This is a genomic window from Streptomyces sp. NPDC102270 (assembly GCF_044766405.1).
Taxonomy (GTDB): Bacteria; Actinomycetota; Actinomycetes; order Streptomycetales; family Streptomycetaceae; genus Streptomyces.
This window is the reverse complement of the sequence record NZ_JBIWLX010000007.1, coordinates 245,900-260,130: the sequence shown is the minus strand read 5'-3', so window position 1 is coordinate 260,130 and position 14,231 is coordinate 245,900. Positions and strand designations below refer to the sequence as shown.

Here is a 14,231-nt window from a genome sequence, read left to right as displayed (position 1 = left end):
CAGAAAGGGACGGATAACCGGTGTCGACGCCGTTCTATGTCTCCCCCCAGCAGGCGATGGCCGACCGGGCGGAGTACGCCCGCAAGGGCATCGCCCGTGGTCGCAGTCTGGTCGTGCTGCAGTATGCCGACGGCATCGTGTTCGTCGGCGAGAATCCGTCCCGCGCGCTGCACAAGTTCAGCGAGATCTACGACCGGATCGGCTTCGCGGCCGCCGGCAAGTACAACGAGTACGAGAACCTGCGGATCGGTGGTGTGCGGTACGCCGACCTGCGGGGTTACACCTATGACCGTGACGATGTGACCGCCCGTGGTCTCGCCAACGTGTACGCCCAGACGCTGGGCACGATCTTCTCCTCGGCCGGTGAGAAGCCGTACGAGGTGGAGCTGGTCGTGGCGGAGGTCGGTGAGACTCCGGACGGTGACCAGATCTACCGGCTGCCGCATGACGGTTCCATCGTGGACGAGCACGGCTCGGTGGCGGTGGGCGGCAACGCGGAGACGATCAGCAGCTATCTGGATCAGCGTCACCAGGACGGTATGAGTCTGGCGGAGGCGCTGAAGCTGGCCGTGCAGGCGTTGTCCCGTGACACGAACGGCAGTGAGCGGGAGATTCCCGCGGAGCGGCTGGAGGTCGCGGTGCTGGACCGGACGCGTCCGCAGCAGCGCAAGTTCAAGCGCATCGTGGGGCGTCAGCTGGGCCGGTTGCTGGAGGCCGGTGGTGCGTCCACCGAGGCGGAGAGTTCGGATGAGGCGGAGGGTGCCGAGGACGAGTAGTCCCGGCGGGTTCCGCCCGACGATCACCCCTTCTGTGCCCCGGCCGTTCACCAGGCCGGGGCACAGGGCGTTCAGGGGGTGCTGGGGGGCGCTGTGGAGCCTCGTACGACCAAGTCGACGGGGATGTCGCCGGCGGGTGGTGTACGGCCTTCCAGGACGGCCAGGAGGGCTTCCATGCCGCGTTCGCCGAACAGTTCGGCGTCCAGTCGTACGGTCGTGAGTTCGGGGTCGATGGCGGTGGCGAGGGCGAGGTCGTCGAGGCCGGTGACGGAGATGTCGTCGGGGACGCGCAGTCCGAGTCGGCGTACGGCCTTGTAGGCGCCGGCGGCGAGTTTGTCGTCGTCGCAGACCAGGGCGGTGGGCCGGGGGCCGGGGGCGGCGAGGGCGGCCTCGGCGGCGGTCAGGGCGCCGTCGATGGAGATGGGGGCGTGGGCGGTGCGGAGGGTGGTGCCGGGGACCGTGTCGAGCTGGGCGGCCAGTTCGCGGGCGCGGACGTCGAAGGTCCAGGAGGGGATGTCGGCGGCGAGGTGCAGGAAGCGGCGGTGGCCGAGGTCCAGGAGGTGGGTGGCGACCTGGCGGATGCCGTCAGCGATGTCGAGGTTGACGGTGGCGGCGCCGAGGCTGCCGGAGGGGTCGCTGTCGAGCATGACGAGGGGGAGTTGGTCGCCGCGGATGGCGGTGAGGGCGTCGGCTGCCATGGAGGAGGCGATGACGCCGTCGAGGGCGGCCTGGGAGGAGGCGAAGGGGTCGCGGGCGGGGCCGATGCCTTCGGGGGAGGGGTAGAGGACGACGCCGAAGCCGTGGTCGGCGGCGACGCGTGCGGCGCCGGTGTAGACGCCGGCGAAGAACTCGGTCGTGAGGGCGGGGACGACGAGGAGGACGGTGCGGGTGTGACCGAGTCGGAGGTTGCGGGCGGCGAGGTTGGGGCGGTAGCCGAGGTCGCGGGCGGCTTCCCGGACTCGTTCGGCGGTGGTCTCGGAGACCCGGCCGCGCCATTTGTCGCCGAGGACGAGGGAGACGGCGGCCTGGGACACTCCGGCCGCATGTGCGACGTCGCGGCTGGTCGGTCGCGTGCTGCTGCGTGCCACCGTGGGTCCGCTCCTTCGTCTGGACGTCCGAACAGCGCACATGGTACGTATGGGAGTCGACGTTATACGTATGACTTGGAGGCGGGACATGGCCGCGGGATACCTGGAGATCCTCAGGGCGAGGCACGCGGCGCGCCTGCTGACGGGGACGCTGGTGGGCCGGCTGCCGAACGCCACCGCGGCGATCGCGATCGTGCTGTTCGTCCGGGCGCAGGGCGGTACGTACAGCCTCGCCGGGGCTCTCGCGGCCGTGTACGGGGTCGCCAACGCCGTGGGGCAGCCGGTGCTCGGGCGGCTGGTCGATCTGCACGGACAGCCTCGTGTGCAGCTTCCGTCCGCCGTGCTGTCGGCCCTCGCGATGGCCGTGTTCGCCTTCACCGGCACCGATCCGCTCCCGCTCGCCTATGTGGCCGTGGCGGCCGCGGGGCTCTTCACGCCGCCGCTGGAGGGCGGGCTGCGGGCGCTGTGGCCGAGCGTGCTGCGCCGGGAGGACCAGGTGCACACGGCGTACGCCATGGACGCGGTGGCGCAGGAAGTCATGTTCACCGTGGGGCCGTTGCTGGTGACGCTGTGCGCGTCGCTGTGGTCGGCGCAGGCGGCGCTGGTGGTGCTGAACGTCATCGGGGTCCTCGGGGCGCTCTCGGTCGTGGTGTCGCCGCCCTCGCGCGCGTGGCGCTCCGGTCCGCGTGAGGCGCACTGGCTCGGTGCGTTGCGCTCGCCCGGACTCCTGGTGCTGCTCGGCGCGTTCCTGTTCGTGGGGATCGCGCTGGGGTCCATCACGGTCGCCTCCGTGCCGTACGCGGACGAGCACGGCGGGGACGCGGTGTACGGCTGGCTGCTGGCCGGGATCGGTCTGGGTGCCCTGGTGGGCGGCACGGTGTACGGGGCGCGGCAGTGGGCCGGTGAGCCCGCGCGGCGACTGCGGGTCCTGGTGGGCCTGCTGGCGGTGTGTTACCTGCCGCTGACGCTGATGCCGGGGGCCGTCGCCATGACGCTGCTGATGGTCCTGGCGGGGGTGTTCCTGGCGCCGGTGATCGCGTGCGCGTTCGTCCTGGTCGACCGGCACGCGCCGGCCGGGACGGTGACCGAGGCCTTCTCCTGGATCGTGACGACGTTCACCGTGGGCGCATCGGTCGGAACGGGGCTCGCGGGCCCGGTCGTCGAGGGGGGCGGGGCCCTGTGGGGCTTCGCCGTGCCGGGGGTCGCGGGGGGTGTGTCGCTGCTGGTTCTGCTGGTCACGGGAGGCGTCCTCACAGCTCCCGTGGGAGGGGCGGTGGTTGCGTCTTCATCGGAAAATGATCCAAACCGTGCTGCCGAACCCCGTTTCAGCTCGGGGGATCGGGCGTAATGTTCACTCATGGACCGCCGCATTTTCGGGCTGGAGAACGAGTACGGCGTCACGTGTACGTTCAGGGGACAGCGACGCCTGTCTCCCGACGAGGTGGCGCGGTACCTCTTCCGCCGTGTCGTGTCATGGGGCCGCAGCAGCAATGTCTTTCTGCGAAACGGCGCACGCCTCTATCTCGACGTGGGCTCACATCCGGAATACGCGACACCCGAATGTGACAACGTGACCGAACTGGTCACCCACGACAAAGCGGGCGAGCGCATTCTCGAAGGACTCCTGGTGGACGCCGAACGACGCCTGCACGAGGAAGGAATCGCGGGCGACGTCTACCTCTTCAAGAACAACACGGACTCGGCCGGCAACTCCTACGGCTGTCACGAGAACTATCTCGTGGCCCGCCACGGGGAGTTCTCCCGGCTCGCGGACATTCTCATTCCGTTCCTGGTCACCAGGCAGCTTCTCTGTGGTGCCGGCAAGGTGCTGCAGACCCCGCGGGGCGCGGTGTACTGCGTCAGCCAGCGGGCCGAGCACATCTGGGAGGGTGTCTCCTCAGCGACGACCCGTTCCCGGCCGATCATCAACACCCGCGACGAACCGCACGCCGACGCCGAGCGCTACCGCCGCCTGCACGTGATCGTGGGCGACTCGAACATGTCCGAGACGACCATGCTGCTGAAGGTCGGTGCGACCGACCTGGTGCTGCGCATGATCGAGGCGGGCACCGTGATGCGTGATCTGACCCTGGAGAACCCGATCCGGGCGATCCGCGAGGTCAGCCATGACATCACCGGCCGGCGCAAGGTGCGTCTGGCCAGTGGTCGGGAGGCCTCCGCGCTGGAGGTGCAGCGCGAGTACTACGACAAGGCCGTGGACTTCGTCGAGCGGCGCGGGATCCGCACCGGCACGGTCGACCAGGTCCTGGAGCTGTGGGGCCGCACGCTGGACGCGATCGAGGCGGAGGACCTCGACCGGATCGGCACCGAGATCGACTGGGTCATGAAGTACAAGCTCATCGAGCGGTACCGGGCCAAGCACAACATGACCATGTCCCACCCGCGGGTCGCGCAGATAGACCTCGCGTATCACGACATCCACCGCCGTCGTGGGCTGTACTACCTTCTGGAGAGGAAGGGTCAAGCCGCCCGTATCTGCAACGACTTGAAGATCTTCGAGGGCAAGTCCGTTCCCCCGCAGACCACTCGGGCCCGGCTGCGCGGTGACTTCATCCGCAGGGCCCAGGAACAGCGCCGGGACTTCACCGTCGACTGGGTCCACCTCAAGCTCAATGACCAGGCGCAGCGCACGGTGTTGTGCAAGGACCCGTTCCGATCGGTCGACGACCGGGTGGAGAAACTGATCGCCGGAATGTGAGCAAAGCGTTCCGCATCACTGCCGGAACGCAACACGGGCGCCGTACGTTTCCCGTACGGCGCCCTTCTCACGCCGTAGAGTTGCGCGCACGCCATCAACAAGATCGACCGATTACGAGGCTCTCACCGTGCGCCGACGCTCCCTTCTCATTGCCGTTCCCGCAGGACTGGCCACACTCGCCGCATGCGGTGACGACAAGTCCGACTCGAGCAAGGCGAGCGACAGCACGTCACCCTCGCCGTCGTCCTCGGCCCCCCCGCCACCGGCGCCGAAGATCGTCGACGGTCCGCTGCCGGCGGTCACGGCGGGCGTGAAGTTCGGTGAGAAGCCGACGGTCGCCAAGGGCACCGGCGATCCGTCGAAGGATCTCGCGGTCAAGACGCTCATCGCGGGCGGCGGCACCACCATCGCCGAGGGCGACTACATCCAGGCCCACTACCTGGGCCAGATCTGGAACACCGCCAAGGTCTTCGACAACTCCTACGACCGTAAGACGGCGCTGGTCATCCAGCTCGCGCAGAACAGCATCATCGACGGTTGGCGGTACGCCCTGGCGGGCAAGAAGGCCGGCAGCCGGGTGCTGTTCTCGATCCCGCCGACCTGGGGGTACGGCAAGGGGGGCAACGCGCAGGCGGGCATCAAGGGCACCGACACGCTGGTGTTCGTCGTCGATGTGCAGGCCGCCTTCAACGCGAAGAGCTCCGCCAAGGGCACAAAGGTCGCGCAGGGTGACGCCGCTCTGCCCAAGGTCGGCACCAACACCGACGGCAAGGCACCATCGATCGAGATCCCCAAGGCGGACGCGCCGACCAAGCTGGTGGCGGAGTACGTCATCGAGGGCGACGGCGACAAGGTGACGGCCGAGAACTCCCTGCTCGTCCAGTACAAGGGCGTGGTGTGGGACACCGGCAAGGAGTTCGACTCGACGTACAAGCGCGGGCAGCTGGCGTCGTTCTCGCTGCAGCAGGTCGTCAAGGGCTGGGCGCAGGGTCTGACCGGCAAGAAGGTGGGCAGCCGGGTGCTGATCTCCATTCCGCCGAAGCTGGGTTACGGCGACAACCCGCCCGCCGGCAGCGGGATCAAGAAGGACTCCACGCTGGTCTTCACCGTGGACATCCTCGCGAAGATGTGACGCACGGGGGGACATGCGCGCAGGTCCGTGCGACAGGGATGTAAGACTGGTCCCTGTTGCCTTTCCGTGAACAAGCAGGAGCGAGTGACGTGAGCATCGACAAGCCCGAGATCGACTTCCCCGGCGGCGAGCCCCCGGCGGAGCTGGAGATCAAGGACATCTGGGAGGGCGACGGCGAGGTTGCGCAGGCCGGCCAGACCGTCACCGTCCACTACGTGGGCGTGGCCTTCAGCACCGGTGAGGAGTTCGACGCCAGCTGGAACCGTGGTCAGCCGTTCCGCTTCCCGCTGGGTGGCGGCCGGGTCATCAAGGGCTGGGACCAGGGCGTGCAGGGCATGAAGGTCGGCGGCCGTCGCCAGCTGACCATCCCGGCCCACCTGGCCTACGGCAACCAGAGCCCCACCCCGGCGATCAAGCCCGGCGAGACCCTGATCTTCGTGGTCGACCTGCTCGGCGTCTGATCGTCGTACGACGTCCGACCGGACCTGATCGACCAGGGCCCATGCCTGTCCGGGCATGGGCCCTCGGCTTTTGCCTTGCTCCTTCGGGGCGGTACGGTCATCGTCCGTAAGCACCATAGGGAGGCGAAGGGCGTCGATGGCCATTGCCAAGGCCGAGCGGCTGATGAACCTGGCGCTGTGTCTGCTCGGGACGCGACGGCCGCTGACCAAGCGTGAGCTCAGGGAGTCCATCGAGGCCTACCTGGAAGCCAATTCCGACGACTCCTTCAACCGGATGTTCGAGCGCGACAAGGATGATCTGCGCGAACTCGGGCTCGTGATCGAGACCGTTGAGAACCTGGACGGCGAAGTCGGCTATCTCGCTCGCCGGGACAGCAACCGGCTGCCGCCCATCACCCTCGACGCGGAGGAGGCCGCCGCCCTGGGCCTGGCCGCCAAGGTGTGGCAGCAGGCCCGGCTCGCCGGCGCGGCCAGCGGCGCGCTGCAGAAACTGCGCGCGGCGGGGCTGCCCGAGGACGTCGACCCGTACGAGGCGCACGGTGCCCTGGAACCGCGGATCCCGGTGCACGAGGCCTCCTTCGAACCGCTGATGCTCGCCTGCCGCGACCGCCGCCCGGTCCTCTTCGACTACCGCAAGGCCACCGCCGCCCGCCCCGAGCCGCGCCATGTCGAGCCGTGGGCGCTGGAGTGCTGGCGCGGCCACTGGTACCTGGCCGGATTCGACCGGGACCGGGGTGCCGAGCGGGTGTTCCGGCTCTCCCGGATCACCGGCAAGGTCCGCTCGCGCGGCACGCGGTTCACGGTCCCGGTCCCCGACGTCGTCACCGTCCGCGAGACCGTGGCGAGCTGGGCGGGGGAGACCGCCGACCGCAGCGCGCGGATCCGGCTGCGCACGGGCGCGGGGTACCCCTTGCGGGCGAAGGCCACCTCGGTGCGGGAACTGGGCGACGGCTGGGACGAGTTGGAGATTCCGTACGGTCACGGCCTGGACGCCTGGCTGGTGGAGTTCGGTCCCGACGTGGTGGTCCTGGAGCCCGCCGAGTTGCGGGCCGACGTGGTGGACCGGCTGCGCGCCGTGGCCAAGGGCTGAGGGGGAACGGAAGAGAACTGTGGCAGGCAAACCGGTCAGGCCCACGAACGCCATCGACCAGACCCGGCGGATGCTCTCGCTGGTGACCTATCTGAAGGAGCGTCCCGGAGCGCGCGTCGAGGACGTGGCCCGCGCCTTCGGGATCACCGAGGACGAGCTGGTCTCCGACCTCGATGTGCTGCCCATGTGCGGCACCAGCTTCCGCGGCGGCGATCTGCTCGACATCGACACCGACGGCGAGCGGATCTGGTGGCACAACCCCGCCGCCCTCGGCGAGGAGACGGCCGAGCCGCTGCGGCTCGCCGCCGACGAGGCGACCGCGCTGCTGGTGGCCGCCCGCGCGGTCTCCACGCTGCCCGGCCTCCGGGAGAGCGACCGGCAGGCACTGCTGCGTGCCACCGCCAAGGTGGAGACCGCGGCCGGTGAGACCGCCGGTGCCAGCGCGCGTCTTTCGGTGACCTTCGAGTCGGAGGGCGGCGTCTTCGCGGACGTCGACCGGGCCATCTCCGAGCGTCGGCGCCTGTGGATCCGCTACTACTCGCCCGCCCGGGACGAGCTCACCGAGCGCGAGATCGACCCGATCCGCCTGGTCAGCGTCGGACACACCTATGTCGAGGCCTGGTGCCGCCGCTCCGAGGCGCGGCGTACCTTCCGGCTCGACCGGGTCGCCGAGATCAAGATCCTCGACGAGCCGTCCGCGCCGCCCGAGGTCGAGCTCAGGGACCTGTCGGAGGGGCTCGTGCAGCCCGCGGCCGAGGACCCCGAGGTGGTCGTCGAGGTCGGCCCCGGCGGACGGTGGGTCGCCGAGTACTACCCGCACGACAGCGCCGATGAGCTTTCCGACGGCGGGCTGCGTATTACCCTCCGCACCCCGGACCCGGCATCGCTGCGCCGACTGGCGCTCCGGCTCGGCCGCGACGGCCGTATCGTCTCGCCGCGCGACCTCGCCGACAGCGCCCGTGAGGCGGCCCGCGAGGCCCTGGCGGCCTATGACGGGGTCGAGGCGGGCAAGACCCCGGGGACGCGGGTGCATGACGGTGGGTACGACAGGCAGGAGCAGGGGCTTTGAGCGAGTCGGCGACGTCTGGTGCGGGCATGACGGTGGCTGCCGCCTTCGCGGGGATGAGAAGCGCGGCCCCGGCGACCTTCAGGGCGAGCTGCCCGGACTGCCGGGAGCGGTTCGAGCTGGCCGCCGCCGCCCTGCGTCTCGCCATCGGCGCGACCAGCCGTGCCACGTTCTACTCCTTCACCTGCCCCGAATGCGGCGCGGCCGTCCGCAAGCCCGCCGGTGAGCGGATCGTGGAGCTGCTGACCGGCGGCGGGGTCCGTACGCTGCGGCTGCACTCCACCCTCTAGGCTCGGTGCCATGTTCTGGCCGATGTTCGCGGTAGCTGTGGGATTCGTGAGTCTCGCTGTCCTGGGTGTGCTCGCCGTCCGGGTCTTTGTGGAGGCGCAGCGTCTGGGGCGCCAGGTCAACGACTCGGCGCGGCGCATCAACCGGGCCGCGGAGGATCTGGAGCGGGCGGCGGTGAGCACGGCCCGTTCTGTGGACTCACTGTGAGTGCTGCTGAGAGTCGGGTGTGAGTCGTGCGCCGGATGCGTTTTGGGCCACTTCGCCCTGTCACCGGAGTGGGGTCGGCAGGTACGCTGCTGGTCGCGGTCCGGATAACGAGGCTCGGCCGCGAACCGGGAGTACGCACAGGGATTGCCAGCCGTTCACCCCTGGGCGTTACGATCGCTGCCAGCACGATTGATCGGACACATGTCCGACCGGTCGGACAGCACCCCACAAGCCGCCTCGGTGAGAAGGTAAAGACTTATGTTCGGAAGGCTCGGCGCCCCCGAGATCATTCTCATCCTCGTCGTCATCATCCTGCTGTTCGGCGCGAAGAAGCTTCCCGACATGGCGCGCTCGCTCGGCAAGTCCGCTCGCATTCTCAAGAGCGAGGCCAAGGCGATGAAGGAAGAGGGCGGCAGCACGGCCACTCCGGCCGGTCCGCCCACCACCGACGAGCAGAGCCCGTCCCAGCGCACCATCCAGGCCGCCCCCGGCGACGTGACCAGCTCGCGCCCGGTCAGCGAGCCGACGGACACGACCAAGCGCTGACGCGGGGCCGGTGACCTCCGGCCCGCCCGCACGAGATGGGAACGTGGGTTGCTGAAGTCTGCCCGCAAAGAGGAGAGGGATCCCGAGGGGCGGATGCCTCTCGCGGATCACCTTCGTGAGCTCCGCAACCGGCTCGCGAAGGCCCTGCTGGCCATCGTCCTCGTGACGATCGTCGCTGCCTTCTTCTACAACGACATCATCAACTTCCTGACGAAGCCGATCCTGGACTCGATCGGTTGTCAGCAGAGCTTCGCGGAGCTCGCCAAGTCGTCCTCGGCCGACGCGACTCACAAGTGCGCCCGGATCACCATCAACGGCCTGCTCGCGCCCTTCACGCTGGCTCTCCAGGTCTCGTTGACGGCGGGTGTCGTCCTGGCCTCGCCGATCTGGCTGTACCAGCTCTGGGCGTTCATCGCCCCGGGTCTGCACCGGCACGAGAAGAAGTACGCGTACGCGTTCGTCTTCACCGGCGCCCCGCTGTTCATGGGTGGTGCCTACTTCGCGTACTCGGTGCTTCCCACCACCGCGAAGGTGCTGATCGACTTCACGCCGAGCGGCAGCATCGACAACCTGCTGCCCCTCGACGACCTGCTGCAGCTCGTCACGCGCATGGTGATCGTCTTCGGTCTCTCCTTCGAACTGCCGCTGCTGCTGGTGTTCCTCAACCTCACCGGCATGATCACCGGCAAGCGGATGCTCGGCTGGTGGCGGGGCATGATCATGGGCATCACCGTGTTCGCCGCCGTGGCGACGCCGAGCACGGACCCGCTGAGCATGCTCGCGCTGGCCGGCCCGATCTGGGTGCTGTACTTCTTCGCGGTGGCCTTCTCCCTGGTCAACGACAAGCGTCGGCGCCGCCGGGAGGCCGAGGGCCCCGACGACGACGAGGCCTCCGACCTGGATCTCACCCCCGAGGCCATCGGCGAGGTCGAGACCGTCGCCGCGAGCCGGGCACTGCCCGAACCCTCCGGCACGGACCGGGTCAACGGTTATGACGACGTGACCTGACGACCGGGAAGCGGCTCGTAAGGTCACTTCCGTGACCAGCGAGATCACCCTCTTCGTCAACCCCACCGCGGGCCGCGGCCGGGGCGCCCACGCGGCGCAGCCGGCCGCTTCCGCGTTGCGGGCGGCAGGCTTCGCCGTGCGCACCGTGCTCGGCGAGGACGCGGCCGACGCCCTCGCACGCGCACGTGCCGCCGTCAAGGACGGCACCGGCGCCCTCGTCGCCGTCGGCGGCGACGGCATGGCCAACCTCGCCCTGCAGGCCGTGGCCGGCACCGCCACCCCCTTCGGGCTGGTCGCCGCCGGCACCGGCAACGACTTCGCCCGCGCACTGGGGCTGCCGGTGCGCGATCCCGCCGCCGCGGGCCGGCTGATCGCCGGGGCACTCAAGGAGGGCCGCCTCCACGACGTCGACCTCGGCCGGGTCGGTGACCACTGGTTCGCCACCGTCCTCGCCTCTGGCTTCGACTCCCGCGTCAACGACCGCGGCAACCGCATGAGATGGCCCGCGGGCCGCCTCAAGTACGACCTCGCGATGCTCGCCGAACTGGCCGCATTCCGGCCCGTGCCGTACCGGATCACGCTCGACGACGGCCAGGTCCGCGAGGTCGAGGCGACGCTGGTGGCCGTCGGCAACGGATCGTCGTACGGCGGCGGCATGCGGATCTGCCCGGGCGCGGACCTCACCGACGGGCTGTTCGACCTCACCGTGGTCGGCGACTGCAGCCGGACGACCCTGCTGCGGGTCTTCCCGAGCGTGTACCGGGGCACCCACGTCGACCATCCCGAGGTCACCGTGGTGAGGGCCGCACAGGTCGAGATCGCCGCGGAGGGCGTCACGGGGTACGCCGACGGCGAGCCGCTCGGGCCCCTGCCGCTGACGGCGCGCTGCGTCCGCGGAGCGGTGTCCGTGGTGGGCCCTTGAACTGCGTGAAGGGCAGGTTTCGCGGGCCCCGATCCGGATAATGATCGTCCTGTTGTCAGTGGTGCCGGGTACGCTCGAAAGCACGATGACAGAGGACCTCTCACCGGCCGAGCGGTACGCGGCAGCCCGCCTGCGGGCAGCCGAGCAGGCCACCGCGCTCGCGGGCTTCCGCGAGATGTACGACTTCGATCTCGACCCCTTCCAGATCGAGGCCTGCAAGGCTCTCGAAGCCGGGAAGGGCGTGCTGGTGGCCGCCCCCACCGGCTCCGGCAAGACGATCGTCGGCGAGTTCGCCGTCCACCTCGCCCTCCAGCAGGGCAAGAAGTGTTTCTACACGACCCCCATCAAGGCGCTGTCCAACCAGAAGTACGCCGACCTGAGCCGCCGTTACGGCGCCGACAAGGTCGGCCTGCTCACCGGCGACAACAGCGTCAACTCCGACGCCCCCGTGGTCGTGATGACCACCGAGGTCCTGCGCAACATGCTGTACGCGGGCTCGCAGACCCTCCTGGGCCTCGGATACGTGGTCATGGACGAGGTGCACTACCTCTCCGACCGCTTCCGGGGCGCCGTATGGGAAGAGGTGATCATCCACCTCCCCGAGTCGGTGACCCTGGTGTCGCTGTCGGCGACCGTGTCCAATGCCGAGGAGTTCGGCGACTGGCTCGACACCGTCCGCGGCGACACCCAGGTGATCGTCTCCGAGCACCGGCCCGTGCCGCTGTTCCAGCACGTGCTCGCCGGGCGGCGGATGTACGACCTGTTCGAGGAGGGCGAGGGCAACAAGAAGGCCGTCAACCCCGATCTCGTGCGGCTGGCCCGGATGGAGGCCCAGCGGCCGTCGTACCAGGACCGCAGACGCGGCCGGGCGATGCGCGAGGCCGACCGGGAGCGTGAGCGGCGGCAGCGGTCGAAGGTGTGGACGCCGAGCCGGCCCGAGGTCATCGAGCGCCTCGACGCCGAGGGCCTGCTGCCCGCCATCACGTTCATCTTCAGCCGCGCCGCGTGCGAGGCGGCCGTACAGCAGTGCCTGTACGCGGGGCTGCGGCTGAACGACGACGAGGCGCGGGGCAGGGTGCGCGCCCTCGTCGAGGAGCGCACCGCGTCCATTCCGCACGAGGACCTGCACGTCCTCGGGTACTACGAGTGGCTGGAGGGCCTGGAGCGCGGTATCGCGGCCCACCACGCGGGCATGCTGCCGACCTTCAAGGAGGTCGTCGAGGAGCTGTTCGTCCGGGGCCTGGTCAAGGCCGTGTTCGCGACCGAGACGCTCGCGCTGGGCATCAACATGCCCGCGCGTTCCGTGGTGCTGGAGAAGCTCGTCAAGTGGAACGGCGAGCAGCACGCCGACATCACGCCCGGCGAGTACACCCAGCTGACGGGGCGTGCGGGGCGGCGCGGCATCGACGTCGAGGGCCACGCCGTGGTGCTGTGGCAGCGCGGGAGCAGCCCCGAGCACCTGGCGGGGCTCGCCGGCACGCGCACGTATCCGCTGCGCTCCAGCTTCAAGCCGTCGTACAACATGGCGGTCAACCTGGTCGAGCAGTTCGGCCGGCACCGCTCGCGTGAGCTCCTGGAGACGTCGTTCGCGCAGTTCCAGGCCGACAAGTCGGTCGTCGGGATCTCGCGTCAGGTGCAGCGCAACGAGGAGGGGCTCGACGGCTACAAGGCCTCCATGACCTGCCACCTCGGCGACTTCGAGGAGTACGCGCGGCTGCGCCGCGAGCTCAAGGACCGGGAGACGGAGCTGGCCCGGCAGGGGGTCTCCCAGCGGCGGGCCGAGGCGGCCGTGGCGCTGGAGAAGCTCAAGCCGGGCGACGTCATCCATGTGCCGACGGGCAAGTACGCCGGTCTCGCGCTGGTGCTGGACCCGGGCCTGCCCGCCGGACGGTCCAACGGCCACCGGGGCTTCGAGCACCACGACGGCCCGCGGCCGCTGGTGCTGACCGCCGAGCGGCAGGTCAAGCGGCTCGCCTCGATGGACTTTCCCGTGCCGGTCGAGGCGCTGGAGCGGATGCGGATCCCGAAGTCCTTCAACCCGCGTTCGCCGCAGTCCCGTCGCGACCTTGCCTCCGCGCTGCGCACCAAGGCCGGGCACATCCCACCGGAGCGGGCCCGTAAGCAGCGCTCCCAGGCCGCGGACGACCGCGAGATCGCGCGGCTGCGGACGGCGATCCGGGCACATCCCTGCCACGGGTGCAACGACCGTGAGGACCACGCCCGTTGGGCCGAGCGCTATCACCGGCTGCTGCGCGACACCTCGCAGCTGGAGCGGCGCATCGAGGGACGTACAAACACCATCGCGCGGACCTTCGACCGGATCGTGGCCCTGCTGACCGAGATGGACTATCTGCGCGGCGACGAGGTCACCGAGCACGGCAAGCGGCTGGCCCGGCTCTACGGCGAGCTCGATCTGCTGGCCAGCGAATGCCTGCGGGAAGGCGTCTGGGAGGGGCTCGCCCCTGGTGAACTGGCCGCCTGCGTGTCGGCGTTGGTGTACGAGTCCCGCATGGGCGACGACGCCATGGCGCCCAAGGTGCCGTCCGGCAAGGCGAAGGCCGCGCTGGGGGAGATGGTGCGGATCTGGGGACGGCTGGACGCCCTGGAGGAGGACTTCCGGATCAACCAGACCGAGGGCGTGGGCCAGCGTGAGCCCGACCTCGGCTTCGCCTGGGCCGCCTACATGTGGGCTTCTGGCAAGGGGCTGGACGAGGTGCTGCGGGAGGCGGAGATGCCCGCCGGGGACTTCGTGCGCTGGTGCAAGCAGGTGATCGACGTGCTGGGGCAGATCTCGGCTGCGGCGCCGGTTTCCGGGGGCGAGGGGTCCACGGTCGCGAAGAACGCGCGCAAGGCTGTTGATCTGTTGCTGCGGGGGGTTGTGGCCTACTCGTCGGTGGGGTGAGGACGCGTCGGCGGGGCGGGGAGGTC

General features: G+C 69.8%; 14 protein-coding genes. 13 read left to right on the top strand and 1 reads right to left on the bottom strand.

Annotation, left to right across the window (positions count from 1 at the left end):
* Positions 1-20 precede the first annotated feature (20 nt).
* Positions 21-776, top strand: a complete 756-nt coding sequence (prcA, locus tag ACIRP7_RS16335; RefSeq protein WP_403659031.1) for a proteasome subunit alpha — start codon at positions 21-23, stop codon at positions 774-776.
* A gap of 71 nt (positions 777-847) precedes the next feature.
* Here the strand turns inward: prcA and ACIRP7_RS16330 are convergent, their stop codons facing one another.
* On the bottom strand, positions 848-1,864 hold the full coding sequence (locus tag ACIRP7_RS16330) for a LacI family DNA-binding transcriptional regulator (protein WP_403659028.1): 1,017 nt from the start codon (positions 1,862-1,864) through the stop codon (positions 848-850).
* An 88-nt stretch (positions 1,865-1,952) separates the two neighbouring features.
* On the opposite strand from ACIRP7_RS16330, the gene ACIRP7_RS16325 reads away from it, so the two are divergent.
* The 12 genes from ACIRP7_RS16325 to ACIRP7_RS16270 all read left to right on the top strand — a co-directional run bounded on the left by ACIRP7_RS16325 (position 1,953) and on the right by ACIRP7_RS16270 (position 14,205).
* A complete protein-coding gene (locus ACIRP7_RS16325; protein WP_403659025.1) occupies positions 1,953-3,212 on the top strand; it encodes an MFS transporter in 1,260 nt (419 codons plus the stop codon).
* Between the two features lie 9 nt (positions 3,213-3,221).
* Positions 3,222-4,583 carry a Pup--protein ligase gene (pafA, locus tag ACIRP7_RS16320; protein ID WP_007380857.1) on the top strand — a complete coding sequence of 454 codons (1,362 nt, stop codon included), beginning with the start codon at positions 3,222-3,224 and terminating at the stop codon, positions 4,581-4,583.
* 127 nt (positions 4,584-4,710) lie between these two features.
* Entirely contained in the window at positions 4,711-5,715 is a 1,005-nt protein-coding gene (locus tag ACIRP7_RS16315; RefSeq protein WP_403659022.1) for an FKBP-type peptidyl-prolyl cis-trans isomerase, read from the top strand.
* A gap of 89 nt (positions 5,716-5,804) precedes the next feature.
* Complete coding sequence (locus tag ACIRP7_RS16310) at positions 5,805-6,176, top strand: FKBP-type peptidyl-prolyl cis-trans isomerase (RefSeq protein WP_403659019.1); 372 nt, start codon at positions 5,805-5,807, stop codon at positions 6,174-6,176.
* 136 nt (positions 6,177-6,312) lie between these two features.
* Positions 6,313-7,266 carry a helix-turn-helix transcriptional regulator gene (locus ACIRP7_RS16305; RefSeq protein WP_403659016.1) on the top strand — a complete coding sequence of 318 codons (954 nt, stop codon included), beginning with the start codon at positions 6,313-6,315 and terminating at the stop codon, positions 7,264-7,266.
* Positions 7,267-7,285: 19 nt separating this feature from the next.
* A complete protein-coding gene (locus ACIRP7_RS16300; RefSeq protein WP_403659013.1) occupies positions 7,286-8,335 on the top strand; it encodes a helix-turn-helix transcriptional regulator in 1,050 nt (349 codons plus the stop codon).
* Positions 8,332-8,622 (top strand): hypothetical protein, encoded by a 291-nt coding sequence (locus ACIRP7_RS16295; protein ID WP_352390116.1) that lies wholly within the window; start codon positions 8,332-8,334, stop codon positions 8,620-8,622. The genes ACIRP7_RS16300 and ACIRP7_RS16295 overlap by 4 nt, the downstream gene beginning before the upstream one ends.
* A 10-nt stretch (positions 8,623-8,632) precedes the next feature.
* Complete coding sequence (locus tag ACIRP7_RS16290; RefSeq protein WP_403659010.1) at positions 8,633-8,827, top strand: hypothetical protein; 195 nt, start codon at positions 8,633-8,635, stop codon at positions 8,825-8,827.
* A gap of 258 nt (positions 8,828-9,085) precedes the next feature.
* Positions 9,086-9,373 carry a Sec-independent protein translocase subunit TatA gene (tatA, locus tag ACIRP7_RS16285; protein WP_352390115.1) on the top strand — a complete coding sequence of 96 codons (288 nt, stop codon included), beginning with the start codon at positions 9,086-9,088 and terminating at the stop codon, positions 9,371-9,373.
* A 48-nt stretch (positions 9,374-9,421) separates the two neighbouring features.
* Entirely contained in the window at positions 9,422-10,381 is a 960-nt protein-coding gene (gene tatC, locus ACIRP7_RS16280) for a twin-arginine translocase subunit TatC (RefSeq protein ID WP_403659007.1), read from the top strand.
* A 31-nt stretch (positions 10,382-10,412) separates the two neighbouring features.
* The gene (locus ACIRP7_RS16275; RefSeq protein ID WP_403659004.1) at positions 10,413-11,303 is read left to right on the top strand and encodes a diacylglycerol kinase; all 891 of its coding nucleotides are present in this window, start codon (positions 10,413-10,415) and stop codon (positions 11,301-11,303) included.
* A 40-nt stretch (positions 11,304-11,343) separates the two neighbouring features.
* Positions 11,344-14,205, top strand: coding sequence for a DEAD/DEAH box helicase (locus tag ACIRP7_RS16270; RefSeq protein WP_403659001.1), 2,862 nt, complete (start codon positions 11,344-11,346; stop codon positions 14,203-14,205).
* Positions 14,206-14,231 lie beyond the last annotated feature (26 nt).